Origin of the sequence: Solwaraspora sp. WMMA2059, from assembly GCF_027497315.1 — a bacterium.
GTDB lineage: Bacteria > Actinomycetota > Actinomycetes > Mycobacteriales > Micromonosporaceae > Micromonospora_E.
Genome location: NZ_CP114908.1, coordinates 3,973,580 through 3,999,282, shown reverse-complemented (window position 1 = coordinate 3,999,282; position 25,703 = coordinate 3,973,580). Strand labels below are relative to the sequence as shown.

Genomic DNA, 25,703 nt, shown 5'->3' with positions numbered 1-25,703 from the left:
TGGACGAGTTGCGGCGAGCCGGACTCTCCGCCCGACCTGGAAACGTCGAATCATGTCGTCGCGATGATTCTGCGATCCTTCGCCCGGGGTCAGATCGGGGTGCCGGCCGCCGGAACGGCCGACCTGCCCCGTGCCGTCGCCGGCCTCTTGCCACCCGCCCAGCTGCGGCTGGCGACGCGGCGTTGCATCGCCGTCGGTCCTGACCAGAGGTCGAGGCCGGTTTCGGACCAGACGACAGCCCTGGTTTCGGACCAGAGGTCGGCGCCGGCACCCGGGCTCTCGCTACGGTGCCGGCGCTGACCTTCGGGCCCTGGGGTCACATCGGGGTCAGCGGGTCAGACCCGGCTGGCCGGCGTCGCCCGCTCGGCGGACGCGCTGGCCGCTGGAACCCGCCGGGCGACGATGAAGCCGAAGACAGCGGCGGTGAAGAACATGACGAAGCCGTACGTGACCGAGGGCATCGCCATCTCCGTGTTGCCGAGGAGCGAGGGGGTCATCGCGATGGTGATCGACAGGCTGGCGTTGTGCAGGCCGATCTCGAAGGCGGAGGCGATCGACTCGCGTTCGCCGACCCGGAACAGCCGGGGGCCGAAGTAGCCGATCGTCATGCTGAGCAGGTTGAACAGCACGACGGCGAGGATGATCTCGCCAAGGACGTCGAACACCTCTTCGCCGAGACCGGCGATCACGCTGGCGATCATCATCAGCAGCACGAGGACGGACAGCACCTTGACCGCGCGCTCCAACCGGATCGCGAGGCCGGTGAACCGCCGCCGGACCGCCATGCCGATGGAGATCGGGATCAGCACGAGGGCGAACACCTGAATCACCTTGTCGAACTGGAGCCCGATCGAATTGTCCGACCCCATGAACCCGGCGACGGACAGGTTGACGATCACCGGCAGGGTGAACAGCGCCAGCACCGAGTTGACTGCGGTGAGCGAGATGTTCAGCGCCAGGTCACCTTTGAACAGGTGGCTGTACAGGCTCGCCGTACTGCCGCCCGGTGAGGCGGCGAGCAGCATCATGCCGACCGCCAGTTCGGGGCGTAGGCCGAGGACGAAGACCAGACCGAGGCAGAGCGCCGGCAGCACCAGCATCTGGCTGACCAGGCAGACCACCATGGCCCGCGGGTATCGCAGAACCCGGCGGAAGTCCTCCATTGTCAGGGTGAGCCCAAGTCCGAGCATGATGATCGCCACGGCGATGGGAAATAGGAGAACCACCGTATCGTTGCTCATGGTAAGCCTGCTTTCCGATTGGAATGAAGTGCATGGATCTTTACATTGCCGATCGGTCGGCTGCTTCTTCCTGGTTGCTGGATCCCTGGAGGCCGCCATCCTGACCGGCATGGTTCCTCCGGTCGCCGAGTCGGGTAGATTGCGGTGAGTCACCAATGGTTGGCGAAATATTCGCTGGCCGGGCCGATTCTGGCGGTGTCTTGAACCATTGGCGATCACGGAACGTGCCCAGAGTATGGGTCAATGGCCTATCGGGTCCGCCCGGCCAGCAGCATGCGACACGGCAACGGCAGGACTGCGCAGACGCCGGTCGCCCAGAATCCGGCACCCCGTCGGGTGGTGAGCGAGGAAACGGTCATTCGCGGTGGCGGCCGGTACTTCCTCAACTGGCCGAAGCACGTGGCGCGCGTCAACGCACCGACGTGGACGGCGTGATCGAGGTGACCACGCGCTACGCCGTCGCGGTGCGTCGGTCCGCGCCGTTCCGGCAGTTCCTCGCCGACGAACCCGGGACGGCGGCCCGGGTGCTGTTCGCCGAGCCGGGCAGGGTGCACCGGCGATTCATCCGTGCCCAGGTGGACATCTTCGTCGACGTGCTCGGCCCTGATCTGGCCAACCACGCCGCACCGGAGTCGCTGGCGTACCTCTACATCCGGATCGTCGAGCCCGCCATCTACGCGGAGTTGCTCACCGGCCGGCAGCCGGACCTCGACCTGCGGGGCGGGGCGGCGGGCAGAGAAATTGCTCGTAGCGGGTGTCGTCGTCGACGAAGCGCTTCAGCCAGGCCACGCTGAACGACGAGATGGTAGTGTTCGGAATGTTCGGTGCGAAATGGCTAGCGTTGTTGAGCTCCAGATATGCCTTGTCCAAATCGGATGGAAGGCTTTCGAAGAATGGTTCGGAATGGAATCGTACCGAGGCGATCGTGTCTCGTTCGGTGCCGATCACCATATTGAATACAATGAACCCTTGTGATGCCAGCCGGGGTCCCAACCAGGCCATGCTCGACCGAGACGCGGTGAAGCCGGGGGCGCCGCCACTCCACCGAAGGTGCCTTCGTCGCCACTGGTCGGGAAGTAGATCGTGCCGCCGCCGAACCCGCTGGCATCGCGCGACGACACCGTCACCTGGGACGTCTCGAACGGGCCCCGGGCAGCGGCGAGACTGGACGCTTTCGGTGCCGGACCCCGTTCGAACGGGTTCTTGGCGGCGCTCGCGTTCGGGATCAACGTGAGCCCGGCGACCGCCAGCAATGCGGCCGTCGCCGCAGCGAGCACGCCCCGAACCCGACGCCGGCTGCGGTCCGGCCGAGCCGACCGGTGTGTGGAGCGCCGGGCGGGCGGATACGCGCGATCACGGCTGAGCGAATGTGCGGATTGCCGGGCTGCGGGCGCCGGGTCTTCGGACTCAGAGAACGACGGATGCATCTGTCCTCCCACTGGGATACGGGAGTCACCGCGCGGTCACCGGGGCGCCGTCCGGTTCGCGTCGCCGGACAAAGGGGCGGTCGCGACGACCGTCGGTGACGATGGATACCTGCGCGCGCGATGAGGCAGCCGAACTGCTGGTGGTGATGCCCGACGGCGAGCTCCACCGAGTGCCGTTCGCCGCCCTGCGGTCCGGTCCGGGTGAGTCCCTCGTCGACCGGTGGCCGGTCACCGTGATGCCCTCCGTCACGCTCGTCGCCGAGTTGACCGGCCTACCGGTGCCGCCAACCTCATGATCGCGCTGCCCGGGATACTCCGTACCGGGTGCCGGTGGGGGAGGCGATGCGGCGGGCGATACGGCAATCGCGCGACGACGGATCACCGTTGCGCCACAGGGCGTCGTTCGCGGTGGCCGGTGCCGGCTGGGCCGCGTCGACCGCGTCGGTCACTGCAGCCGACCGGCGTGGGCGAGGGCGGACGGGGTGAGCCGACCGACGATGGCCGGGGCCTCCCGGACGAGGGTGTCGTCGTCCACGGCCTCCACCATGAACCGGGCAAAGTCGATTCGCCGGGTCAGGTTGCTGGCCAACACCGGGTCGCCCACGTGCCGGCTCCACACCGGCAGGCCCTGGCTGTCGCCTTCTTCGAGGTCGCTGCCGCGTACGACGGTCCAGTCGGCACCGCTGGCGAAGACCCGTCGGCAGGCCCGTACCTGGTCGTTGACATCCACCACCCGCAGCAGCTTCGCCAGCCAGCCGAAGACCGCCGTGTAGAGCTTGAACCCTCGGGGGTAGACGTCCTGACCGTCGTTGCTGATGTGCCAACCGCAGGAGAAGATCAGCCGGGCACCGGGCTCGGCATGGTCGAGCACCGCCTGGGCGGTGCCCGAGGCGTAGTTCTGCACACCCCACGGCACCAGCACCGTGAGCACGGCGTCGCAGCCGCGCACCGCCTGGGCGATGACCGTATGGGAGTTGGTTGGCCCGGGGACCACGGTGATCCGTCCGTCGAACTCGGCCAGCTTGGGCATGCTCTTTTCCCGGCACACGGCGACGACCTCGTACCCACGCTCCAACGCGTGCCGCACCATGTATCGCCCGAGTTTCCCGGACGCCCCGACGACGCAGATCCGCCGGCCGGCACCTGGCTGGCCGACCCCGTCGGTGTCGACTGGTTCCATGGTCCTGCTCCCGTCTGTCGCTCCCCGAATCGCGTTCGGCTTACGCTGTAAGGTACAGCCTTGCGGTGTAAGGTTGTCAAGTAGTCCGAGAGGTGACAGCAGGAGGATCACGTGGTCACGGAGCCAGCCGACCCGCCCGCGAACCGGCGTACCGCGCTCAGCAAGGAGTTGGTGCTGCGCGAAGCGGTCGCGCTGGCGGACGAGGCCGGTTCGGGCGTGCCGAGCATGCGCCGGCTCGCGCAGCGGCTCGGCGTCGAGGCGATGTCGCTGTATCACCACTTCCGCAACAAGGACCTGATCCTCGACGGCATGGTCGATCTCGTCTTCGATGAGATCGAGCTACCGGCGGACGGAAACGACTGGTGCACCGCGATGCGGGACCGAGCGGCATCGATGCGGGCGGCGCTGATCCGACACCAGTGGGCGATCGGTCTGATGGACTCCCGGACCAACCCCGGCCCGGCTACCCTTCGTCACCACGACGCAGTGCTCGGCTGCCTGCGCGCCAGCGGATTCTCCGTCGCTGGCGCGGCGCACGCGCTCTCCTTGCTGGACAGCTACGTCTACGGGTTCACTCTGCAGGAACTCAGCCTGCCGTTCACCTCGTCCGCCGAAGTCACGCAGGTGGCGGGCGCGATCCTGGAGCAACTGCCCCGCGACGAGTTGCCGCATCTCGCCGAGATGATTGTCCACCGGGCGCTGGCTCCCGGCTATTCCTATGCGGCCGAGTTCGACGTCGGACTCGACCTGATCCTCGACGGTCTGCAGCGGAGCCGGGAAAACTGGCGGTGACCCGTATGCGGGATCGCCCGGGCCGCCGGAGAGCAGGAACCGCTGGCCGCTGGCACCGGGCGTGGTCATGGCTAGCACGTGGGCGGCGGCGACGTTGCGCACGTCAACGAATGGATGTACAGCTCCGGCTAACCCGGCAAGCTGCCGTCCAGGCTGCGCTGCACGATGTGGTTGGTGCCGGAGATCTCCTAGCCGATCACTGGGCCGAGCACGGCGACCGGACACAGGGTGACCAGTTCCAAGCCGGTGTTTCCTCGGCGGCCGCGAAATCCCAGGCGTCACGTTCGGTGGGGGTCTTGCTCTGGCCGCCGGCAAGCCTCGCCGCCGGGTGCGCCGTCCGCGCAAGGAGATCGTTCCACCGCGTACGGCTCAGTTCTTGCCGATGTTGCCTTTCCTGCCTTCATCGAAGGCCGCTACCTGGATGTCCTTGCCGCTGATTCGCTGGCAACCTTCCTGTCACCGTGCCTGGTCGCTCGCGGTCCGGCCCCGCGCAGACGCGGTGGTGCTCCTGCTGCGTCCCCGTCCCTGGCAACACCGAGAATTGGATCTGGTTCGCGAAACGCTGCACCTGGTGGGGCGGGCGGGGCTCGAACCCGCGACCGAGGGATTATGAGTCCCCTGCTCTGACCGGCTGAGCTACCGCCCCGGCGATGGAATCTTATCCGGTCGGTGTGCGTGGTGACGGACCAGTGGCAACAAGGCGAATTTTCCCACTTCACCATGAAATGTGATGGTCAAGCGCTGGGTAGCCAACTGGCGCCTATGGGTGATGCTTGTTGCATCGACCGTCAGGCCGTACGGTGGGGAGGTTCCCTGGACCAGGACCGGAACAAAACGAGGATCACCCTGCTCCGCGTTGCTTTCGTGCTGCTGGCGGGGGTGTCGGCGATCCTGGGATTCGTCGGTTGCGCCGAGCTGCTCGTGGGCGAGCCCGGCGGCACGACCGCGCCGGTCGATGTTCTCTACTACACGTTGCAGCTCTTCGTCCTCGACGCTGACCAGCTCGCGGACCGGGCCGACCTGCCATGGCAGTTGCAGGTCGCCCGGTTCACCGCGCCGGCGGCAACCGTGTTCGCTCTCGTCGAGACCGCCCGGGTACTGCTGACCGGTTTGGTCGACAGCAGGCGGTCGCCCACCACCGTCGGCAGCACAGGGGTGGACAGCCAGTTCACCGTTGACATCCTCTCCGCCCTGAAGCTGAAGGACGGATATTCCCTCCACGCTGCGCGTGGAACACGCGGCGCCCGGGTGGGTTACCGCTTCACTGCGCGCCGCCGGGACGAGTCCCGGTCTTACGTGCGCTCGACGGTCGTTGAAGTCCGCCTGTCCGGCGGCCTTGATGTTGATGGCGGCGTTGATGTCCCGGTCGTGGTGACGGCCGCACGGGCAGTCCCACTCCCGGACGTTCAACGCGATCTTCTCGTTGATCCGGCCGCAGTCGCAGCACATCCGGGTGGACGGGAGCCACCGGTCCACCCGGGCGAACGCGCGCCTCGTGGCGCACCCGCTCCGCCGTGTCTCCAGCATGCCGGTGAAGGCGGCCCAGCCCGCATCCTGCACGGACTTCGCCAGCCGAGTCCGGCCGAGACCAACAACGCACAGGTCCTCGACGTACACCGCTTGGATGCCCCTATGTTTGTCAAGGGCTCATACTGCTGGAACGGGTCTGAGCAGGTTGTAGATCTGAGGTGCCCCGAGGATTCCGGACAGGGAGCCAATAAGGTTACCCTGCAAGGAAAGTCGAGGGAAGAAGCGCGATGGCACGCATAAGCTCATACACCCCAGAGTTCCGTGAAGAAGCAGTGCAACTCGTTCTACAGTCGAACAAGCCAGTGTCGCAGGTTGCCCGGGAGATCGACGTTCACCCGGAGACGCTGCGTTCCTGGGTCCGCCAGTACCGGCGGGAAAACAGCGGCGCCCAGGACAGCCCACCGATCGGCGTCGACGAGCGCGCTCGACTGAAGGAACTCGAACGTCGCAACCGGGAACTCGAGATGGAGAACAGCTTCCTGAAAAACTCGTCCGCCAGCTGATGCGCGAGCTCGGGCTCGTGCCGTGCCAGCCCCACCCGAGGCGGTGGGGTCTCACCCAGTCGTCGTCCGGCACGGTGCCTGACCTCGTCGGCCGGGAGTTCACCGCCGACGCGCCTGGCGAGAAGCTCGTCGGCGACATCACGTACATCCCGACCGGCGAGGGGAGGCTGTATCTGGCGACCGTCATCGACTGCTGCACGAAGGAGGTCATCGGATACGCGATGGACGACCACTATCAGACGCCGTTGATGTCCCGCGCCATCCGTAACGCCGCCCGGAATCGCGAACTCAGGAAGAACGCCATCTTTCATTCGGACCGGGGCAGCAACTACATGTCGGACGACTACGGCAGAACGCTTCGGGATCTGAGGTTGCGGCGATCTGCTGGCCGGACCGGAATTTGTTTCGACAATGCGATGGCGGAATCGTTTTTCGGTGCACTGGAGAACGAACGCGTGTCGCGTGTGAAGTATCCCACTCGTGAGGCGGCACGCCGGGACGCTACTGCCTACATCGAATTCTGCTACAATCGTCAGCGTCTGCATTCAGCGGTGGGCTACCAACCTCCCCGGGAAGTCCACGCAGAGTTCGAGAACCTTCAAATCGCGGCGTGAAAGAACCGGCCGAACCACTGTCCGGAAAACGCGAGGCCCCTCACACCGAGAGTGCCCTTCCAAGCCGGTCTGATCAGGTCTTCGACAAACCCGATCATCCCAGCTCAGAGGGCACTCTCGTCATATCTCCACGCCGTTACCGGTCGCAGCGGACCGACCAATCCACGGATCGAGGTTTAGGGCGGCGAGGATGTCAATGCAACGACCTCACCCGCAGGCCGACGAACGTGGCCGGTACCCGGGCTCAGCTCTTCAAGAACGTGAGCAGATCCTGGTTGACCTGGTCCTGGTGGGTCGCGGTGATGCCGTGCGGGGCGCCCGGATAGTAGACCTCTTGTGCGCCGGACACCAGTTGTGCGGTCTTCATCGAAGCGTTCTTGATCGGCACGATCTGGTCGTCGTCGCCCTGCATCACCAGTGTGGGGACGTCGAAGGCGGCGAGGTCGTCGCGGAAGTCGGTCTCCGAGAACGCCGACACGCTCTGGTACGCGTTCCACAGCCCGGCCTGCATGCTCCACGACCAGAACTGGTGCAGGATGCCGTCGGACACCTCTGCACCTGGCCGGTTCACGCCGTAGAACTTGATCGCCAGGTCCTGGTAGAACTGCGCCCGGTCGTGGGCAAGGCTGGCCCGCATCTCGTCGAACACGGCCAGCGGCAGCCCGTCCGGGTTGTCCGGCGTCTGCACCATGATCGGCGGTACGGCGGAGATGAGCACCGCCTTCGCCACCCGACCGGTGCCGTACCGGCCGATGTACCGGGCGACCTCACCGCCACCAGTGGAGTGCCCGATCAGCGTGGCGTGGGTCAGGTCGAGCGCCTCGATCACCGCGGCGAGGTCATCGGCGTAGCCGTTCATGTCGTTGCCCTCGGGCGACTGGCTGGACCGACCGTGCCCACGCCGGTCGTGCGCGATGACCCGGAAGCCCTGCTGGGCGAGGAAGAGCAGTTGGCCGTCCCATGCGTCGGCGTTGAGCGGCCAGCCGTGCGAGAAGACGACGGCGGGGCCGGAACCCCAGTCCTTGTAGTAGAGCTGGGTGCCGTCCTGCGTGGTGAGGTACCCCATGGCGTCACTCCTGACTCTCGGTGCGCTCCTGCTTCTGCCGTTGGTCGGCTGGGCTGCGCTGCCGGGCCGGCCCGGGCGTTGAGCATCCGTCAAGGTGAAGAGTCTCCGCAGACGCGGAAAGATAACCGGCGTGAACCGGCGAAAACGGGGAACCGGCCGGCGTCGCGACGGTGCCTGCGTGGCTGGGTGTTCCGGCGCTGACGGGCCTCGTACCGGGCCCCGTCGCGTCGGACGCCGTGCACGTGGGTCGTCGGTCAGCGCACCAGGGCGTCGGGCTGGATGTCCGTCGGCGTGCCCTCCCGCTCGTACGCGGTCAGGCTGCCGACGGTGGTGGTGGCGATGTTGTGCAACGCCTCCTCGGTGAAGAACGCCTGATGGCCGGTGATCAGCACGTTGGGGAAGGTGACCAGCCGGGAGAACAGGTCGTCGCGCAGCATCTGGTCGGACAGGTCCTCGAAGAACAGACTGGCCTCCTCCTCGTACACGTCGAGGCCCAGATGGCCGATCTTGCCGCTCTTCAGACCACGGATCACGGCGGCGGTGTCGACCAGCGCGCCCCGGCTGGTGTTGATCAGCATCACACCGTCGCGCATCTGCGCGATCCGTTCCTCGTCGATCAGGTGGTGGGTGTCGGGGGTGAGCGGACAGTGCAGGGTGACGATGTCCGACTCGGCGAGCAGCGTCGGCAGCGCGACGTAACTCGCGCCAGCGGCGACGGCCTCGTCCGACGGGTACGGGTCGGCGGCGAGCACCCGGCAGCCGAACCCGGCCATGATCCGAATGAACCGGACACCGATCTTGCCGGTGCCGACGACGCCGACGGTCCGACCGTGCAGGTCGAAGCCGAGCAGCCCGTTGAGGGCGAAGTTGTGCTCCCGGACCCGGTTGTAGGCCCGATGGATCTTGCGGTTGAGCGCCAGGATCAGCCCGGCACAGTGCTCCGCGACCGCGTACGGCGAGTAGCCCGGCACCCGGGTGACGGTCAGCCCGAGCCGGCGCGCGGTGGCCAGATCGACATGGTTGAACCCGGCCGAGCGCAGCGCGACCAGCCGGACCCCGCCGCTAGCCAGCATCTCCAGCACCGGTGCGCTGAGGTCGTCGTTGACGAACGCGCAGACCGCGTCGCAACCGTCGGCCAACGGCGCGGTGTCCGCCGACAACCTCGGCTCCAGAAACACCAGGTCGTGACCGGCCTCGGCGTTCGCGGCGGCCAGGAACCGCTTGTCGTACGGCTTGGTGCTGAACACCGCTACCCGCATGGGGACCTCCTCCGGCGTGGCCGTAGCTTGAGCCGGTCCAGGGTACGGTGAGGCGGGTCGGCGAGAGGAGATCGGGCTGATGACCGCTGCGGTCACCAACTGGGCGCGTAACGTCACCTTCGCCGCGCGTCACGTGCACCGCCCGACCACCGTCGACGAACTGCGACAGATCGTGGGCAGATCGGCCCGGCTGCGGGTGCTCGGCACCGGGCATTCGTTCAACCGGATTGCCGACACCGACGGAGACCTCGTCTCGCTCGCCGGCCTGCCCGCCGAGGTGACGGTCGACTCCGAGGCGTCGACGGTCACCGCCGGCGGCGGCGTCCGCTACGGCGAGCTGGCCGAACACCTGCACGCCCACGGGTACGCGCTGCACAACCTGGCCTCGCTGCCGCACATCTCGGTCGCCGGTGCCTGCGCGACCGCCACCCACGGCTCCGGGCAGGGCAACGGCAACCTCGCCACCGCCGTACGCGCGATGGAGCTGGTGACCGCCAACGGAGACCTGGTCCGGCTGGACCAGTCCCATCCCGACTTCACCGGCGCGGTGGTCGGGCTCGGCGGGCTGGGTGTGGTCACCAGCGTCACCCTGGCGATCGAGTCGACCTTCGACGTGGCCCAGTACGTCTATCACGGGCTGTCCCGCGACGCGCTCACCGCCGGATGGGAGCAGCTCCAGGACAGCGGCTACAGCGTCAGCATGTTCACCGACTGGACCGGGACCGGTATCGACCAGGTGTGGGTGAAACGGCGCACCAACCACGACCATCCGCCGGTCGACGCCGCCAGGTTGGGGCTCGCCGCCGCCGACGGCCCTCGCCATCCGGTACCCGGGATGCCGGTGGAGAACTGCACCAGCCAGCTGGGGGTAGCCGGTCCGTGGCACACCAGGCTGCCGCACTTCCGGCTCGACTTTACCCCGAGCAGTGGTGCCGAACTACAGTCGGAATACCTGATAGCGGCCGGCGACGTGGTCGACGCCCTCGACGCGGTGGCCCAGATCCGCGACCGGGTCGCGCCCGTGCTGCAGGTTTGCGAGATCCGTACCGTCGCCGCCGACGAACTGTGGCTGAGCATGAACCATTCGCGGGACAGCGTCGCGATCCACTTCACCTGGGTCGCGGATGCGACGGCGGTGATGCCGGTGATCACCGCGGTCGAGCAGGCACTGGTGCCGTACGCCCCCCGACCGCACTGGGGCAAGCTGTTCGGCATCGGCCGGGACGAACTCGTCGGCAGGTACTCGCGGTGGAACGACTTCGCCGACCTGCTGGTCCACTACGACCCGGCCGGCGTGTTCCACAACGACTTCCTGGACCGCTACTTTCCCCGCTGACCCCGGACGGTGCCCCGCTGATCCGCGACGGCTCAGGCCCGGCGGTCGATGCGGGCCTTCACCCCACCGTCCTCGGCGAGCATGTGCAGCAGCGCCGAGCCGTCGATCAGCTCCAGCGGCTTGCCGGAAGCGAAGTCGAAGGCCGCCGAGGTGTAGCCGGCGGTGGTCACCAGGATGCCGTTCGAGGCGTTCTCCGCCTGGACGACGCCGAACAGATCACGGACCGCCGACACGTCCACGGTGCCGCCGCCGCGCCGGGCCAGCACGACGACCGTGCCGCCGAACAACGGGCGGGGATCGTGCGCCATGCACTCCACCGTACCGTCGGCTGTCGTGCGCACCTGGCGCATCTGCAGCCCGAGCTTGGTGAACAGGTCGGCGATCAACTGCTCGAACTGGTCGGCCGGCATGGTCAGCAGGTCCGGTCGCTGGTCCAGGTCGGCGAGGACGTCGATCTCGTCGGCGAACCGCTTGTCGACCTTGTCGAAATCGACCACGGCGGGCACCGGTGCCAGATCCACCGGATGGGCGGAGATCCGCGCTTCGAGTCGGCGCAGGCAGGCGGCCGGGTCGACGTTGGCCAGGTTGATCGCGACGAACTCGTCCCGGTTGGTACGCAGACTGACCAGGCAGGGCCGGGCCGGTCGACCGGTGGCCGGGTCGATCTGTTCGACGATGCCGTTGAGGCAGACGGTCTCCAGCAGTCGGGTGCGGTCAGCCTCGTACAGCTCGTGCACCGTACGCAGGGTGATCTGAGTGATGAGGTCGGCGTACCGTTCAGCGATCTCGGTCGCTGGCCGGCCGACCGCCGTCACCTCGTCGTTGGCCGGCTGGTACCGGTACTCCCGGATCCGGGGGACGACCTCCACCGCCGGCAGGTGGTACTCGACCACCAGCTGACGGGACTCGGGCAGGTAGGCGAGCCGGTAGCGCTGCGGAAAGTCGTCCGGATAGACGGAGTTTCCGAGCACCAGCCCGAAGTACTCGACGACGGCTTTCGGATCGGCGGCGGCGAAGACGGCGGAGAACCGGTCGATCGCGGCGTTGTGCGCGGCGACCTTGGCGGCCAGCTTCTCGCACTGCTGACGGTACTTCTCCTCGGCTGCGGCCAGCCGGCGGTGCCGCTGAGCCTCCGCCGCCTCGTGTTTCGCGGTGGCCTGCTCGAACATCTCTCGCGCCTCGGCGACCTGCTGCTGATGGCGGACCTCACCGCCGAACATCCGGCCCAGGCCGGCCGGCTCCGGTGGGGCGAAGTCGGACCACTGCGGTGCGGCCAGCGGTACGGCGAGGTTACCCGGATCGAACGGCGGCGGGGTGCTGCTGCGCTTGAGCCGATCGAGGTCGATGTGGTCGTCGACGGCCAGGGTGTCGGCGAGCAGCTCCTCCAGCTCGGCCACCCGCGAGCGCAGGTTCGCGTTGGCGGCCGCGATCTTCGCCGCCCGGGCCTCGATGTAGAGACGCTTGCGTTGGCGTTCGTCCTCGGCGGCCGCCTGCTCGGCGGCCTGCCGGGCGTTCTCCGCCTCCCAGACCATCTGCTGATGCTGACGGTGCGCGAAGGCTTGGGCCCGGTGCTGGGCGTGCACCTGCTGGGCGTGTGCCCGCTGCGCCTCCTGCATGCTGCTCATCTGTCAGCCCCGATCGTCGCCGGTCCACTCCCGCCCCGACCGTCCGCGCCACCCGGCCCGGACGGATCATTGGTCGCACGTCTGCACGTTGGACGTGCGTCAATCTTGTCCGACCGTCACGGTAGCGTCCAGTGTCCAGCTTCCGGCGGCGACGTTCGCAGCCGGCCTTGGGGCGGCACCCTCTGCTGGGCGGTGCGGTACGACGAGCCTGCCTATCCTGGTGCGTACCCTCGCGGAGCGGGCCGGGGGGCGGGGGGCGGGGAGGGATTGACGGATGGCGAAGGACGGCCGGGTGTCGCACGGCGGCGATCCGTACCTCTGGTTGGAGGAGGTGCTCGGTGCCGCCGCCCTCGACTGGGTCCGCGACCGCAACGCGGAGACCACCGCCGGCTGGACCGCCGAGCCGGGGTTCACCCAGCTGCGGGACCGGATCAAGCAGGTGCTCGATTCCGCCGACAAGATTCCCGACCCGACCTGGCGCGGGGATCACCTCTACAACTTCTGGCAGGACGCCGGACATCCCCGCGGGGTGTGGCGGCGGGCCACCCTCGACGAGTTCCGTCGGCCGCAGCCGAGCTGGGAGATCCTGCTCGACCTCGACGCACTCGCCCGGGTCGAAGGGGAGAACTGGGTCTGGAAGGGTGCCCACGTGCTGCGGCCCGGGTACGACCGGTGCCTGGTCGTGCTGTCCCGGGGCGGATCGGACGCCGCGGTGGTCCGCGAGTTCGACCTGACCACCCGAGACTTCGTGACCGATGGTTTCATCGTCGAGGAGGCGAAGAGCACCGTCTGCTGGATCGACCGCGACCACATCTACGTGGGCACCGACTTCGGGCCCGGCACCGTCACCAACTCCGGCTACCCGCGGACCATCCGGCGCTGGCAGCGCGGCACCGCGCTGGCCGACGCCCCGCTGGCGTTCGCCGGCGAGGTCGACGACGTCACCGTCTCCGTGGTGCACGACCCGACCGCCGGCTATGAGCGCGACCTGGCGGTACGGCGCACCGAGTTCTTCCGCAACCGGACCTACCTGCTGCGGCCCGACGGCGGTTGGGGCCTGGTCGACGTGCCCTCGGACGCCGAGATCGACCTGCACCGGCAGTGGCTGCTGATCGAGCTGCGCAGCGACTGGCAGACCGGTGACATCACCTACCCTGCCGGCGCGGTGCTGGTCACCCCGGTCGACGAGTTCCTGGCCGGCAAACGGGAGCTGACCACGGTCTTCGAGCCGACCGAGCGCTCCGCCTACAGCTACCACGCATGGACCCGCAACCATCTGCTGCTGGTCACCCTCACCGACGTCCGTAGCGAGATCACTATCCTGACTCCCGGCGACGACGGCTGGCGGCGGCGCACGCTGCCCGACGCCGGCGGATTCGACCACACCGACGTGGCCGACACCGAGCCGGACCGGGGCGACGAGTTTCTGCTGCACACCGCCGGGTTCATCCGGCCACCGACGCTGCTGCACGGCACCGTCGACGGCCCGACGCGACCGGTCAAGACCGGTCCGGCCTTCTTCGACGCCGACCAGATGACCGTCCGGCAGTTCTTCGCCGGCTCCGCCGACGGCACCGAGGTGCCGTACTTCCTGGTCACACCGGGTGATGCCAGCCCGCCCGGACCGGCGGCCGGGCTCACCCTGATGACCGGGTACGGGGGGTTCGAGATCGCCTGGACCCCGACCTACAACGGCGTCGTCGGCGCCGGCTGGCTGGCCCGGGGCGGCAGCTTCGTGGTCGCCAACATCCGGGGCGGCGGCGAGTACGGACCGCGCTGGCACACTGCCGCACTACGGGAGAACCGGCTCCGCGCGTACGAGGACTTCGCCGCCGTCGCCACCGACCTGGTCGCCCGTGGCCTGACCAGACCGGACCGGCTCGGCGTCTACGGCGGCAGCAACGGCGGGCTGCTGATGGGCGTGATGCTGACCCGCTGCCCGGAACTGTTCGGCGCGGTCGTCGGGCAGGTGCCGCTGCTGGACATGCGCCGCTACCACAAGCTGCTCGCCGGAGCCTCCTGGATGGCCGAGTATGGCGACCCCGACGATCCGGCGGACTGGGCGTTTCTGCGGGAGTACTCGCCGTACCAGAACATCCGACGGGGTACGGCGTACCCGCCGTCGCTCTTTCTTACCTCGACCCGCGACGACCGGGTGCATCCCGGTCATGCCCGCAAGATGGTCGCCCGGCTGCGCGAGTACGGCCACGACGTCACCTATCACGAGAACGTCGAGGGTGGGCATTCCGCAGCAGCGGACAACGCACAGCAGGCGTTCAAGTGGGCACTGCTGCTGGAGTTCGTCCGGCGGACCCTGACCGGTGAGCGTCGCGCGGCGTCAGACCCGGTCGGGGGACTGCTCGGTAACAGGTAGGAAGACGGTGACCACCGCCATGCAGGACGCCCAGACGACGAGCAGCACGGTCAGCTGACCGCTGGCTATCCGGCCGGGATACAGCAGGTGCGCGGTGGTTTCGACCACTATGCCGGTGCCGATGATCGCGGTGAGAGCCGGCCACGGTCTCGTCCAGCCCCAGAGCAGGACCGCGCTCAGCGCTACGGCGAGCAGTCCGATCCCGATCGCGGGGAAGTGCGCTTCGGGAACGCCCTGCACGGTGACCTCGGCGCGGGGTGGCACCAGCCGCAGCGGCTCGAGCGTGAGTCCTTCCAGCAGCCGGCGGGGTTGTTTCCAGACGACCAGCGGCAGGAGCAGGAGCAGCGTGGCGCAGACGAAGACGGCCCGCTGGACGGGGACGTGACGACGGTGGTTCGCCGCGCTCCACGCCGCGTCGTACGGCTGCTTGTGCCGTCGCAGGCGGGGTAGCGGGATCCGGGCCGGGTCGTGCCGATGGGCGAGCCACCACAGGGTGGCGGCGGTGACGGTGCCGACGATCGTCAGCGTTTCCGGGCGGTTGCCGAGCAGGCTGCCGGTCGGCAGCAACCAGAGCAACCCGACCCCGCCTGCGGTGAAGACGGCCGCCAGCACCAGGCCCAGGGCCCGCCACCGTCGGGCGGTGCACCACATCTGATGGCCGATCCGGTGCCACTCCTCGCTCCACGATTCGGTCTCGCGGTCGAGCCGCGCCCAGTCTCGGGTGCCCCGGACCCAGCCGACGACGATGGCGGCAGCCGCGAGCAGCGCGGCGACGCCAGCGGCCCAGCCGGGCCGGTTCTCGTCGGCGCGGGACGCGTCGGCGATCGACGCGTAGCCGAGCAGGACCAGCAGGGTGGTGGCGGCGGCGCGGGCCGGGTCAGCGGCCAGCGGTAGCAGCACGACCAGCGGCCGGATCAGCAGCAGCAGGGCGCGCCCGACCATCGTCGGCCAGCCCTTACCGGCCGGCCAGAGGGCCCGGTAGGTGAGGTGGACCGCCCGGCTGGACAGACCGTAGCGGTAGGCGACCGGAAGGTCGCGGACGCCTTCGTTGCCGCGGGACACCCGGTTGGTGAGTTGCTCCCAGTGGTCCATCGCCGCTGGCTGCCGGGGTTGGTCGGGGTCGTCGGACCGGCCCGTCTCCCTGGCCTCCTGGTCCTCCTCCAACAGGATCTGGTACTGCAGCCAGCTCTTCAGCGCACGCTTGAGACACTCCCGCTGGTCGGGCTGCAGGCGGCTCATCCTGGTGGGCGCGGGCGGCAGGTCACCGTTGCTGCCGGTGAGAATCCGCCGCCACTCCCGCCCCGACACGCCGGGGACGGGCTCCTGGACCCATCGCTGCCAGACGCGGTTGAGCTCGTTGTCGTCGCAGCAGCCGCAGAGCTTGTCGATGATCATGTCGGTGATGCCGGCGGCGGCGTCCAGCCGGCCCCAGGCCCAGTCGTTGGCCCGCCACGACCGGCGGAGGAAGGCTCCGAAGTTGTGCAGTGTGGTACCGGCCAGCTTGGCACGGGAGTTGATCACCGGATCGGCTGGGTCGAGTCGGCCGGTGCGCAGCCGCTCGGTCAGGCGCTTGCGGCGTTCGCTGCAGTCGATGTTGCGGAACTTCTGCTGCAGTGGGCTCTCCTGGTTACCGGTGATCTTGTGGTAGTGGACGACGGGTTGCACTCCCGGCACGCCGCCGGCAACCGCGAAGATGGTGTGCAGCTTCTTGATGCTCAATTTGCGTAGCGATGAATCGTGGACGTCCTTGAATGCCGAGTCGCACCAGGCCCGCCGGTCCTTCGGGCACAGTTCGTCGTCGCTGCGCAGTTTCCGCCTGGCGATCGGTTGGCCGATCTCCAGCAACTCTCCTTTCAGGTCCTCGGCCAGCGTCCAGATTTCGTCCAGCGCGGTCGTCCCGGGGCTTGACATGTCGACTTCCCGGGCCATGTACTTCGCCGGGTACTGTTCGAACAGCATGCGGTTGAACTGTTGGCTGTCGCATTGCCCGTCAACTATCGCCCGGCGGAGTTTGTCGGGGAGACCCGGCAGGCTTTTTTGCAGGGCGCGCGCCCGCCGGGTGGCGGCCAGCAGATCCGGGTTCTCCAGCGCGCCGCCCGGTCCCTGGAAGTCCCGGAGCAGTTCCGCGCCGGCCAGGTCACGGATGTGGTCGGCCAGCTCCAGCAGCCGGTAGACTTTGTGCTTGACCTCGCGTAGGCATTTGACGGCCTCGTCGCCCGCTGCCCGGTCGTCGCGGTAATCGGAATTGCGATTCTTCTCCTCGAGTGCACGGATCCAGGAGATCAGCATGGTAGTCGCGCTGTAGGCCGCCTCAATGTCCTGAAATTCCTCCTCGTCTACTGTCCCCTGGTGGTAGATGTCGTCGAGTTGTGCCTGGATGTTCAGCGCCTCGTACTCGCCGAGAACCTGATACGGTCCGGACAGTGCGGGTCGGCCGATGGAGTACTCCGCCGGCTTCGTGAGAATCTCGGCGATCTTTTGAGCGTCGACGGAGTGTCGATAGTCGCGGTAATGATCCGGCAGCGGTGGCGGTGGATCGCCGTCACGTTTGACGACGCGGTCGCTGATCATGGTCCGGCGGCAGGTCCGGCACTCACAGGCCGGCGGTCGCCAGCTGCCCAGCGGCCGGCGACGCGCTCTGGTGAGCGTGATCTGCTGGGTGATGAGGTGCTGCCGGATCTGGGCGGCGAGGCCGATGTCGTTGGTGCTTCGGACGTGCCCGAGTTCGCCCTCCTCGGTCTCGGTGCGTTGCTTCAACGCGATCGCCCGCAGCAGCACCCGGAGCCAGTGCAGGGCGCCCTTGCTGTCCGGCTGAGTCGGGGAGCTACGAGCCGACGGCGACGGATCCGGATCCAGGTATATCAACCGTCGATCGGTGGGGGAGACGGCTGCGGTCCGGCAGATCGCCAGCAGCGCCCGTCGGATCGGGATGTTGTCGAAGATTCCCCCATCGACCACGTAGTACGGTTCGGACCCGATGTGCAGGCTGGTTCCCCGCGGCCGTAGTCCGGAGAAGACCATCGACATCTCCGGCACCGAGGTCCGGTCCGTGCCGCTGCCGTACTCCAGCTTGTTGTGGTGACCGGCGACGGCATGGATCGACGCGGGTTCGAACGCCCCGGGAAACGACGAGGTGGCGCGGGCGGCAAGGGCGAGCCGGTCCAGCCGGTACTTGACCGGGTGCGGCGGATCGTCGCACGGATGATCGGTGGCGTCCGGTCGGTCGGCGGGTCCGGGAAAGTCGGTGATCCCGGTGTCGAGCGGAGCGTCGCGGCGGGTGAAGTGGAACTGGGCCTGCCCCTCGGCCAGGCTGCGTTCCTGGTTCTGATCCTGGGCCAGCAGGGTGGCGGACAGGTCGACGGTCATGTCGTCGGTGGCGAGCCCGCAGTGGCCCTGGTCGCGCAGCCGGTAGAGCGCCCGGCAGATGCGGTGGTAGAGATACCTGTCGCCGGCCAGCAGCGACGGCACCCGACCGACCGGGCGAGGCTGCCGCATCATCCGCCACAGATCGGCGTCGTCGAGCCAGAGGTTGCGGACCGCGTCGACGGTCGAGCCGACGCACTGAGCCACGCCGTACACGACGGCGTTGAGACCGCCGGCACTGGCGCCGGCGAGTACGTCGATCTTGACCTCGTCGTAGCGGGCGAGCCGGAGCATGCTGGCATAGATCTCGGCCCGCTGCTGCTGGGCGGGACGTTCCGGGGACTTCCCCCGCTGCAGGGTCGCGGTGCCCCGCGGGTCGGGTGTGGTCCGACGCAGCACGTCCAGCTCCGCGACGGCCCCACCGATCCAGACCGCCAGGCTGACGCCGCCGCGCATGGCGAGGGCGATCCGCAGCTCACGGCGGTTGGGTAGGGCGTTCTCCTCCGGTGTGGGACGTCGATCCTCCGGCATGGTCACCTCCGCGCGGCAGCACCGGGAGGCATCCGCATGGTCGCACGGGTCGCCGACGCGCCGGGGCGATCCCAGACGACCTCACCCTGTGACAGCTGGCGTCCGGGCGTGCCATCACCCGGTAATAGGGCAGGACCGGTATCCCCAGAAGCATTGAAGTATCGTCGTTTGTCGATAGTGTTCGCATCGGGTACCCAGCAGCGCCTGTCCGACAAGGCCGAACAACCTGTTCTGTCGCCGCGCCGCCCATCGGGTCGGCGCGTACCCCCCTGACGATGAGGACACCGCACGATGAAGGCACTCCCGCTCCTGTCCCGGATGCTGCTGGCCACCGGGTTCGTCGCCGCCAGCCTTGTGCTGCCGGCCACCACGGCGCAGGCCGCGCCGCCGTCCAGCACCGCCGACGAGATCGGCATCCTGGTGGTGAACGGCCGTCCGGCTACCGAGAACTACCCGTTCATGGTCTACACCTCTGGCTGCACCGGCTCCCTGATCAAGTCGAACTGGGTGGTCACCGCCAGGCACTGCCCGACCCCGAGCTCCGTACGGGTGGGCAGCGTCAACCGGACCAGCGGCGGCACGGTGGTCCGGGTGATCCGCGCGGTCAACCACCCGCGGATCGACGTCAAGCTGATGCAGCTGGCCAGCTCGGTCAGCTATGCTCCGGCACCGATCCCGACCGCCTCCGGGGCGGTCGGCACCGCCACCCGGATCATCGGCTGGGGCCAGACCTGCGCTCCCCGTGGCTGCGGCTCGGCCCCGACCGTCGCCCACGAGTTGGACACTTCGATCGTGGCGGACAGCCGGTGTCTCGGCATCGACGCCGGCTATGAGATCTGCACCAACAACACCAACGGAAACGCCGGTGCCTGCTACGGCGACTCTGGCGGTCCGCAGGTCCGGATGGTCTCCGGCCGGTGGTACCTGATCGGGGCCACCAGCCGCGCCGGCAACAACAACTCCACCTGTGCCACCGGCCCGTCAATCTACGGCGACCTGCCGTCGATCCGCTCCTGGATCGACACCCAGGTGGGCGGACTGCCTGCCTGACCCGTACCAGCCTGATCCCCTACCCTTTCGTGCGCCGCACCGGTCCGCCGGTGCGGCGCACCCCTGCGATCGCCCGGCGGGTGGATTTTCTCACTGCGGGATCGGCTCGACCCGGCGCGATCCCACTGAGTTCCCAGGTGGTCGCTTGCGGTACGTGATCCGTCTTGTCGGTCGAACGAGGTGAATACGGCCCGTGCCCGCCGGACGACCCTGAGCTGCCGAAACAAGATTTTTGAGCCGATGTTGAACCCGGCCCATTGACCGAAAGTATGATGTCGGCGGGTTGAGGGATGCCCGCCAATTTTCCACTAACCGTGAGACACCCCGGATACGGGATCGGGCTGCTTGACAGCCCAGAGAACTCACTTTTAGCGTGGCTTCCCGTAAACGTGGTGCGAACTCGTTCCGGCAATGGAAGTGGGCGTTTGAAGGCACCCGTTTGACCAGCCAGCAGAACACGGCTGCCCCACCGGACGACGCCTGTCAACCGCGCCGCCCTCGACGAGAAGGAGTAGGTAACCCCCATGTACAGGTCGGCACAACGGCGCAGTTCGACCCCGCGTGGCCGAAACCAGCGCACTGTCAGTGGCCGCAACAAACGCATCATCGCTGTCCTCGGTACGGTCACGGTGTTCGCGGGCATCGTCGCGGTCACTCAGGTCTCATCTGCCAACGACCAGCTGCGTACCGCCTCGGAGTGTGTGGCCCCGAGCCCTGGCTCCACTGCTGAAGGCGGCGTGACCACCACGGTGACCCAGGAGAACGGCCGCGAGGTGCGGCACCACTGGGGTGACGGACAGATCACGCTCGAGGAGTGTGAAAGCGGTACGACCCTCGTCGCGGCTCCGACCATCGAGTGCCCATCCGTAGTGGACAGTCTGCCGGAGGTCCCCGCTGCGGCGCGTACCGAGGTGGAGCGCAACCTCGGCCTGCTGGAGAACCAGATCGAGGAGGCTAACAACCGGCTCGCAAGTAGCGTAGGCGAGGGTGGGCCGAACTTCATCAACAACGCCATCCTCGGCCCGCTGGCCAGTAAGCGGGCCGCCACCCTGGACCGGATCGAGATCGCCATCGGCCGGGTCGCGCCGCGTCCGCGCGGGCTCGACGAGCTGGCCACCTGCGAACTCGTCAACCGCCCGGACAACAACGACGGTAACGACAACGACGGTAACGACAACGACGGTAACGACAACGACGGTAACGACAACGACGGTGGCGGAGACGAGGGCAACAACAACGACGGTAACGACAACGACGGCAACAACGACGGCGACAACGGGCTGGAGATTCTGGCCAACAGCTGTGACGACAGCAACCTGGACGACCACGACGGCTTCCAGGTCGGCAACCGCTGTATCGACACGCAGTTCGGTGAGGTCGGCGCGGCGGCCAACAACCCGTCGCTGCTGATCACCGAGTTCCCGGACGAGGTCGGCGTGGATGAGCCGTTCACCATCCGGGTCAGCACTCGTAACTTGGTCCGGGACCGTTTCCTCCCGGCGGCTCAGGGTGGCTACTACGTCGAGAGCTCGCTGCTCGACGAGCAGGGCCTGACCCGTGGTCACTTCCACACCGCGTGCCGGATGCTGCAGTCGACCGAGGTCGCGCCCGACCCGGCTCCGGCGCCGGAGTTCTTCGTGGCGACCGAGGACGGCGGCGGCGGTCGCGAGCCGGACCAGATCACCATCCAGGTCTCGGGAATGCCGCAGTCCGGTACCGCGCAGTGCTCCGTCTGGGCCGGTGACGGTTCGCACCGGCTGCCGATGTCGGAGCGGGCCAATCAGACGCCAGCCTTCGACTCGGTCCGGATCGAAGTGAACTGACCAACCTGGTAGCTCAACGATCTGCGGGCCCGGACTCCGAACGAGTCCGGGCCCGCAGCCGTTCCGGTCGTACGACGGTTCTGGGCTGATCAACAAAACCGGCCGGTCAGGAGAGGATCGCCAGGTGGAAGCCACGGTCGGCCAGTACTCCGGCGCTGGTGAAGGTCTGAATGAACACCCCGTTGGGGACGCCGGCCCGGCCCACGACGGTGATCTCACCCGGTGCTGACGCGCCGAGGCTGCCGGACAGACCGATGCTGCCGACGTAGGCCGACCCGGTCAGGTTGTGGCTGAAGACTACCTGGTACGTGCCGGTGGCGAGACGGGTCGCGGAGACCGCGCCGAAGCCACGGGCCAGGCTGCCGTTCGCGTTGACGACTGCGAAGAAGCTCTGGGCGGTCGGCGGCATTCCGGACGTGGTGGCGGGGACCAGCGCGATGCTGGCCTGCTCCCGTTCGGTTTTGGACACCGGCGGCTGTTCGGTGATGCCGGCGTCGCGTTCTGCGCTGAATGACTCGGACATGGTGGGACTCCTCGCAGATTGGCATTCCGCGGCGTGGACGCGGGCTGCCGAAAGGGATGGAACCGGTGCCGTCCGCCGGGCCCGAGCAGAACGGCAAGTGACTTGAAGCTTATGCTTGACAGCGGAGAGTAACCAGCGTCTGGTCATGTCCAATCGAGGACAGGGTGCGTCTCCGGTCAGCGGGACTGCCCGGGGCCCGCGGCGAGCCGCCGGTCGAGCAGGGTGGCGAGCGGGATGGACTCGCCGTCGCGACCACCGGCACCGATCACCAGTCGTGGCTCCATCGGGGAGACGCGTGCGCCGGTCAGCCTGGACCGCAGGCTGGCCGGGACGGTCAACAGGTAGAGCTTCCCGTCCGTACCGACGGCCAGGGTGCGGTCCGATTTCAGATACCAGCCGTGCAGCCCGGTCCGGTACCGGCCCCGGCCGTGGTGTGGTCGGGCGGACAGGTTCTGCACGGCGATTCCGTGGTGCCGGGCGGTCGCGACGAAGTCAGCGAGCAGATCCGCGGCCTGCTGGGCCTCGCTGGCCCGGCGGCGCTGCTGGTCGGCCGCGTGGGCGGCGATCGCCTGCCGGCGCTGCCGCGCCCAGTCCTGCTGGTCCCGTTGCCCCACCGGGCCAGCCTACTGTCGACGCCGCCGCCCGGTGCGTACGTACCGTCGCCGATCATCGCCGGATGGGCCGGTGGTGGGGGTTTTTTTGTTTGCCGACCAAACTATTGACACCCTGTCGAGGAGTGTGTGAACGTCTGGAGATCGGCCGGTTGCGGGAGTCGGCAAGCCAGGAGAGGGGGCCTGGGCCACCCCCGGCGGTGGCTTCGTGCCGGGCATCGTCTTCAACGAGACCGAACCCGATCTCGTCTACGCCCGGACCGACATCGGCGGTGCCTACCGCTGGAACCAGGCCGTCCAGTCGCGGATCCCACTACTGGACTGGGTGGGCTGGGACCGCTGGGGCTGGAACGGTGTTCTCAGCCTGGCCACCGACCCGGTGCAGACCAACCGGCTGTACGCGGCAGTCGGCATGTACACCAACGACTGGGACCCGAACAACGGCGCGATCCTGCGCTCCACCGACAGAGGTGACACCTGGCAGGCGACCGAGTTGCCGTTCAAGGTCGGTCCCGGGGGCAGCACCACGCCGGGTTTCCTGGCCGACTGGACAGCGGGCAACGCAGTTCCGGCAGGGGTGAGCTGCGCCACGCACTGAGCCGGGTGGCGGGTCCATGACCAGGGCGGCGTCGATGTCGGTCGACGCCGCCCCGGCGGTCGTGCCGCGGCGGTGCCGGGTCACCGCCGCGGGGTACTGCCGGCCGGCTCGTCCACGTCGACGAACTCGATGCGGGCCTCGTCGGACCGCTCGCCGGGCCGGAGCACCGACCGGGTCATCGCCCCGGCCAGCCAGCCGAGGGCCACTCCGGCGGCCGCCGCACCGGCGAGCCACGCCCACGGCACGGCCCGGCGACGACCAGCGAGCGCGTCGACGGCCGCCCGCGCCCGGTGCCGCGCCTCCGCGCTGGCCGGGCCCATCCGCGCTCCGGTCTCGGTGGCGAGGTTCGAGGTGTGCCGGTGGGCCAGTCGAGCGGCGTCACCGGCGGAGTCGACCGCCGAGACCAGATGCGCCCAGGCCTGGTCGGTGATGCGTTGCGGCTTGCGGCGGTGCTCCATCAGGTTGGTCGCGAACATGCTGCTACCTCCTCCAGCGCCACGGCTGCCGGAAGCGCCCGGCGAGCCGTGGCGCGCTGCGGTTGCCTCCACGTGCCCAGCCCCGGTCGGCGGCAAACCCCCTTGTCGTCGTGCTGTTACGGCTGTCTTCTGTCGTACCGGACCGCTACTGTTGGGATGACAGCCGGCGCCGAGCCGGAGGCCGGTGGGTACCCGAGGTTCGTGGTCGGCACCTCAGGCGCCCGTGCCGCAACGAATCGTGCCCCGGGTGTCCGTGCCGTAGCTCAGCGCGCAGGGGGCTATGATGCGGGTTGTCTGATTGTTAGCGATATTTGTGCCCGTCGGATGCGGATCCGGCCCGGCGAAAGCTGGCGGTGATGCCCGCACCGGAATACTCTCGGTCGCGGCCCGCGTACTGACGAGACGCCCGGATGGGCGAGTGGAGGTGCTCGCGTGAGCCTGTCGGTTGTCACATCGACGCTGCCTGGTGCAGTGGTTGAGATTTCACCACAGGGTGAGATCGACGTGGATACCGCGCACGAGGTGCGCGAAGCGGTGCAGGCGGTACTGACCAACGGCCGTCCGACCCGAATCCAGCTGAACATGCGGCTGGTGACGTTCATCGACTCGGTTGGCATCAGCGCAATGGTCGCCGGTTTCCAGGCGGCCGAGGTGAGCGGCATCAAGCTGGTGGTGACCGAGCCGAGCCGGTTCGTGCACCGTCAGTTGTGGGTGACCGGGCTGCTCGGCCTGTTCGGTGCTCCCGAGCCGTACGTCGGTGACGGCGCCGAGCGTGAGGTGCCGCTCTCCTGAGCTCGTGGTGCTCGGTGGCGGCAGGTCGCAGTTCGAACGGCTGATTAGGGTCGTGTTAACACCCGGCGGTAGATCTTGTCGGTAGCGCTGTCCTGCCGGAAAATGATCTATCGTGACATGGTTGCTGGTGGGTACCACCATTCTCCGGCGCTATGTCCTTCTTCGTCCGATCGGTCGCGGTGGGGTGTCGGTTGTCTACCAGGCGATCGACGTCGACTCGGCCCGGCCGTTCGCGGTCAAGTTGCTGGCACCGGCCGCCGCCGGCGACCGACGGGCCAGGGACGACATTCGCCGGGAAGCGTCGTTCACCCAGCGGCTGCGGCATCCCAGTGTGCCCCGCGTCTACGACGTCGGTGAACTGCCGCTACCCGGGGGCGGCACGTCGTCGTATGTCGTCATGGAGCTGATCTGCGGCGAGTCGCTGGCAGACCGGCTGACTGGCGGTCCATTGCCCTGGCCCACCGCGGTCCGCACCGCGGGGACCGCCGCAGACGTGCTGGCGGTGGCTCACCGGCGGGGCGTTGTGCATCGGGATCTCACCGCCGGCAACGTGATGTTGACCCGGTCCGGTGCCAAGATCATTGATTTCGGCCTGGCCCGGTTCGCGGATCCGCCGCCGGCCGGCCGTGCGTCGGGGACGGTGGCTGGCTCCGGCCGACCGGGCGACGACGTCTACTCCCTCGGCGTCTTGCTCTACCACATGCTGACCGGCCGGTTGCCGTACCTGGGGGTCGGCCCGGGGTCGCCGGCGACCGGCGTGCGGACAGGGGCCCTGGCTCCCACTCCGGTGCTGGCCGTCGCCGGGTTGCCGCGTCCCGTGGCCGATCTCTGTCGGGCCTGCATGAGCAAGCGTCCGGAGAACCGACCGACCAGTGTCGAGGCGGCGTTCGCGCTCTGGGACCTGCTCGGCGGCAGCCTCGGCAATAGCGGCTGCGACAGGGCGAGTGGCGGCGTTTTGTCCCAGTTATGTTAGTTGTCGGTCAATCTGG

At 68.2% G+C, this 25,703-nt stretch carries 21 protein-coding genes, 1 tRNA gene and 1 pseudogene; 11 read left to right on the top strand and 12 right to left on the bottom strand.

Features of this window, described 5'->3' with window-relative positions; translation table 11 throughout:
- Positions 1-335 precede the first annotated feature (335 nt).
- Complete coding sequence (locus O7553_RS18195) at positions 336-1,241, bottom strand: bile acid:sodium symporter family protein (protein WP_281555658.1); 906 nt, start codon at positions 1,239-1,241, stop codon at positions 336-338.
- Between the two features lie 431 nt (positions 1,242-1,672).
- Between O7553_RS18195 and O7553_RS18190 the strand changes: the two genes are divergently transcribed.
- On the top strand, positions 1,673-2,035 hold the full coding sequence (locus tag O7553_RS18190; protein WP_281555657.1) for a QsdR family transcriptional regulator: 363 nt from the start codon (positions 1,673-1,675) through the stop codon (positions 2,033-2,035).
- Between the two features lie 150 nt (positions 2,036-2,185).
- On the opposite strand, the gene O7553_RS30205 is transcribed toward O7553_RS18190, so the two are convergent.
- On the bottom strand, positions 2,186-2,518 hold the full coding sequence (locus O7553_RS30205) for a hypothetical protein (protein ID WP_348650055.1): 333 nt from the start codon (positions 2,516-2,518) through the stop codon (positions 2,186-2,188).
- A gap of 251 nt (positions 2,519-2,769) precedes the next feature.
- On the opposite strand from O7553_RS30205, the gene O7553_RS18180 reads away from it, so the two are divergent.
- Positions 2,770-2,964 carry a CHAT domain-containing protein gene (locus tag O7553_RS18180; RefSeq protein ID WP_281550921.1) on the top strand — a complete coding sequence of 65 codons (195 nt, stop codon included), beginning with the start codon at positions 2,770-2,772 and terminating at the stop codon, positions 2,962-2,964.
- Positions 2,965-3,113: 149 nt separating this feature from the next.
- Here O7553_RS18180 and O7553_RS18175 read toward each other — a convergent pair whose 3' ends face one another.
- Positions 3,114-3,848, bottom strand: a complete 735-nt coding sequence (locus O7553_RS18175) for an NAD(P)-binding oxidoreductase (RefSeq protein WP_281550920.1) — start codon at positions 3,846-3,848, stop codon at positions 3,114-3,116.
- 111 nt (positions 3,849-3,959) lie between these two features.
- Between O7553_RS18175 and O7553_RS18170 the strand changes: the two genes are divergently transcribed.
- A complete protein-coding gene (locus tag O7553_RS18170) occupies positions 3,960-4,640 on the top strand; it encodes a TetR/AcrR family transcriptional regulator (protein ID WP_281550919.1) in 681 nt (226 codons plus the stop codon).
- A 569-nt stretch (positions 4,641-5,209) separates the two neighbouring features.
- On the opposite strand, the gene O7553_RS18165 is transcribed toward O7553_RS18170, so the two are convergent.
- Together O7553_RS18165 and O7553_RS18160 are read right to left on the bottom strand one after the other, a co-directional pair.
- Positions 5,210-5,286, bottom strand: a tRNA-Ile gene (locus O7553_RS18165).
- Positions 5,277-6,257, bottom strand: a complete 981-nt coding sequence (locus tag O7553_RS18160; RefSeq protein WP_281550918.1) for a transposase — start codon at positions 6,255-6,257, stop codon at positions 5,277-5,279. Before O7553_RS18160 ends, O7553_RS18165 begins: the two co-directional genes overlap by 10 nt.
- 140 nt (positions 6,258-6,397) lie before the next feature.
- On the opposite strand from O7553_RS18160, the pseudogene O7553_RS18155 reads away from it, so the two are divergent.
- Positions 6,398-7,287, top strand: a pseudogene (locus tag O7553_RS18155) (IS3 family transposase).
- 244 nt (positions 7,288-7,531) lie between these two features.
- On the opposite strand, the gene O7553_RS18150 reads toward O7553_RS18155, so the two are convergent.
- Positions 7,532-8,353 carry an alpha/beta hydrolase gene (locus O7553_RS18150; protein WP_281550917.1) on the bottom strand — a complete coding sequence of 274 codons (822 nt, stop codon included), beginning with the start codon at positions 8,351-8,353 and terminating at the stop codon, positions 7,532-7,534.
- Between the two features lie 254 nt (positions 8,354-8,607).
- Positions 8,608-9,612 (bottom strand): 2-hydroxyacid dehydrogenase, encoded by a 1,005-nt coding sequence (locus tag O7553_RS18145; RefSeq protein WP_281550916.1) that lies wholly within the window; start codon positions 9,610-9,612, stop codon positions 8,608-8,610.
- A gap of 79 nt (positions 9,613-9,691) precedes the next feature.
- On the opposite strand from O7553_RS18145, the gene O7553_RS18140 reads away from it, so the two are divergent.
- Positions 9,692-10,948 (top strand): FAD-binding protein, encoded by a 1,257-nt coding sequence (locus O7553_RS18140; protein ID WP_281550915.1) that lies wholly within the window; start codon positions 9,692-9,694, stop codon positions 10,946-10,948.
- 32 nt (positions 10,949-10,980) lie between these two features.
- Here O7553_RS18140 and O7553_RS18135 read toward each other — a convergent pair whose 3' ends face one another.
- Positions 10,981-12,573: a restriction endonuclease gene (locus O7553_RS18135; protein WP_281550914.1), complete on the bottom strand. Its 1,593-nt coding sequence runs from the start codon at positions 12,571-12,573 to the stop codon at positions 10,981-10,983.
- A gap of 274 nt (positions 12,574-12,847) precedes the next feature.
- On the opposite strand from O7553_RS18135, the gene O7553_RS18130 reads away from it, so the two are divergent.
- Complete coding sequence (locus O7553_RS18130) at positions 12,848-14,947, top strand: prolyl oligopeptidase family serine peptidase (protein ID WP_281550913.1); 2,100 nt, start codon at positions 12,848-12,850, stop codon at positions 14,945-14,947.
- Here the strand turns inward: O7553_RS18130 and O7553_RS18125 are convergent.
- Complete coding sequence (locus O7553_RS18125) at positions 14,912-18,841, bottom strand: patatin-like protein (protein ID WP_281550912.1); 3,930 nt, start codon at positions 18,839-18,841, stop codon at positions 14,912-14,914. The two genes, O7553_RS18130 and O7553_RS18125, sit on opposite strands and share 36 nt — an antisense overlap.
- Before the next feature lie 291 nt (positions 18,842-19,132).
- Between O7553_RS18125 and O7553_RS18120 the strand changes: the two genes are divergently transcribed.
- Entirely contained in the window at positions 19,133-19,891 is a 759-nt protein-coding gene (locus O7553_RS18120) for a serine protease (RefSeq protein WP_281550911.1), read from the top strand.
- Positions 19,892-20,415: 524 nt separating this feature from the next.
- Positions 20,416-21,714 (top strand): hypothetical protein, encoded by a 1,299-nt coding sequence (locus O7553_RS18115; RefSeq protein ID WP_281550910.1) that lies wholly within the window; start codon positions 20,416-20,418, stop codon positions 21,712-21,714.
- A 106-nt stretch (positions 21,715-21,820) separates the two neighbouring features.
- On the opposite strand, the gene O7553_RS18110 is transcribed toward O7553_RS18115, so the two are convergent.
- Complete coding sequence (locus O7553_RS18110; protein WP_281550909.1) at positions 21,821-22,237, bottom strand: hypothetical protein; 417 nt, start codon at positions 22,235-22,237, stop codon at positions 21,821-21,823.
- Positions 22,238-22,413: 176 nt separating this feature from the next.
- Positions 22,414-22,851, bottom strand: a complete 438-nt coding sequence (locus tag O7553_RS18105; protein ID WP_281550908.1) for a hypothetical protein — start codon at positions 22,849-22,851, stop codon at positions 22,414-22,416.
- 205 nt (positions 22,852-23,056) lie between these two features.
- On the opposite strand from O7553_RS18105, the gene O7553_RS18100 reads away from it, so the two are divergent.
- A complete protein-coding gene (locus O7553_RS18100) occupies positions 23,057-23,446 on the top strand; it encodes a hypothetical protein (RefSeq protein WP_348650056.1) in 390 nt (129 codons plus the stop codon).
- 80 nt (positions 23,447-23,526) lie between these two features.
- Here the strand turns inward: O7553_RS18100 and O7553_RS18095 are convergent, their stop codons facing one another.
- Complete coding sequence (locus O7553_RS18095) at positions 23,527-23,922, bottom strand: hypothetical protein (protein ID WP_281550907.1); 396 nt, start codon at positions 23,920-23,922, stop codon at positions 23,527-23,529.
- 432 nt (positions 23,923-24,354) lie between these two features.
- Between O7553_RS18095 and O7553_RS18090 the strand changes: the two genes are divergently transcribed.
- Positions 24,355-24,714, top strand: a complete 360-nt coding sequence (locus O7553_RS18090) for an STAS domain-containing protein (RefSeq protein WP_281550906.1) — start codon at positions 24,355-24,357, stop codon at positions 24,712-24,714.
- Positions 24,715-24,841: 127 nt separating this feature from the next.
- Positions 24,842-25,687, top strand: a complete 846-nt coding sequence (locus O7553_RS18085) for a serine/threonine-protein kinase (protein WP_281555656.1) — start codon at positions 24,842-24,844, stop codon at positions 25,685-25,687.
- Positions 25,688-25,703: the final 16 nt, after the last annotated feature.

Bases quoted from the DNA above. Each gene is read 5' to 3' on its own strand.
- O7553_RS18195 (WP_281555658.1), bottom strand. From the start codon at position 1,241: ATGAGCAACGATACGGTGGTTCTCCTATTTCCCATCGCCGTGGCGATC.
- O7553_RS18180 (WP_281550921.1), top strand. From the start codon at position 2,770: ATGGATACCTGCGCGCGCGATGAGGCAGCCGAACTGCTGGTGGTGATG.
- O7553_RS18175 (WP_281550920.1), bottom strand. From the start codon at position 3,848: ATGGAACCAGTCGACACCGACGGGGTCGGCCAGCCAGGTGCCGGCCGG.
- O7553_RS18150 (WP_281550917.1), bottom strand. From the start codon at position 8,353: ATGGGGTACCTCACCACGCAGGACGGCACCCAGCTCTACTACAAGGAC.
- O7553_RS18145 (WP_281550916.1), bottom strand. From the start codon at position 9,612: ATGCGGGTAGCGGTGTTCAGCACCAAGCCGTACGACAAGCGGTTCCTG.
- O7553_RS18140 (WP_281550915.1), top strand. From the start codon at position 9,692: ATGACCGCTGCGGTCACCAACTGGGCGCGTAACGTCACCTTCGCCGCG.
- O7553_RS18135 (WP_281550914.1), bottom strand. From the start codon at position 12,573: ATGAGCAGCATGCAGGAGGCGCAGCGGGCACACGCCCAGCAGGTGCAC.
- O7553_RS18130 (WP_281550913.1), top strand. From the start codon at position 12,848: ATGGCGAAGGACGGCCGGGTGTCGCACGGCGGCGATCCGTACCTCTGG.
- O7553_RS18125 (WP_281550912.1), bottom strand. From the start codon at position 18,841: ATGCCGGAGGATCGACGTCCCACACCGGAGGAGAACGCCCTACCCAAC.
- O7553_RS18120 (WP_281550911.1), top strand. From the start codon at position 19,133: ATGAAGGCACTCCCGCTCCTGTCCCGGATGCTGCTGGCCACCGGGTTC.
- O7553_RS18115 (WP_281550910.1), top strand. From the start codon at position 20,416: ATGTACAGGTCGGCACAACGGCGCAGTTCGACCCCGCGTGGCCGAAAC.
- O7553_RS18110 (WP_281550909.1), bottom strand. From the start codon at position 22,237: ATGTCCGAGTCATTCAGCGCAGAACGCGACGCCGGCATCACCGAACAG.
- O7553_RS18095 (WP_281550907.1), bottom strand. From the start codon at position 23,922: ATGTTCGCGACCAACCTGATGGAGCACCGCCGCAAGCCGCAACGCATC.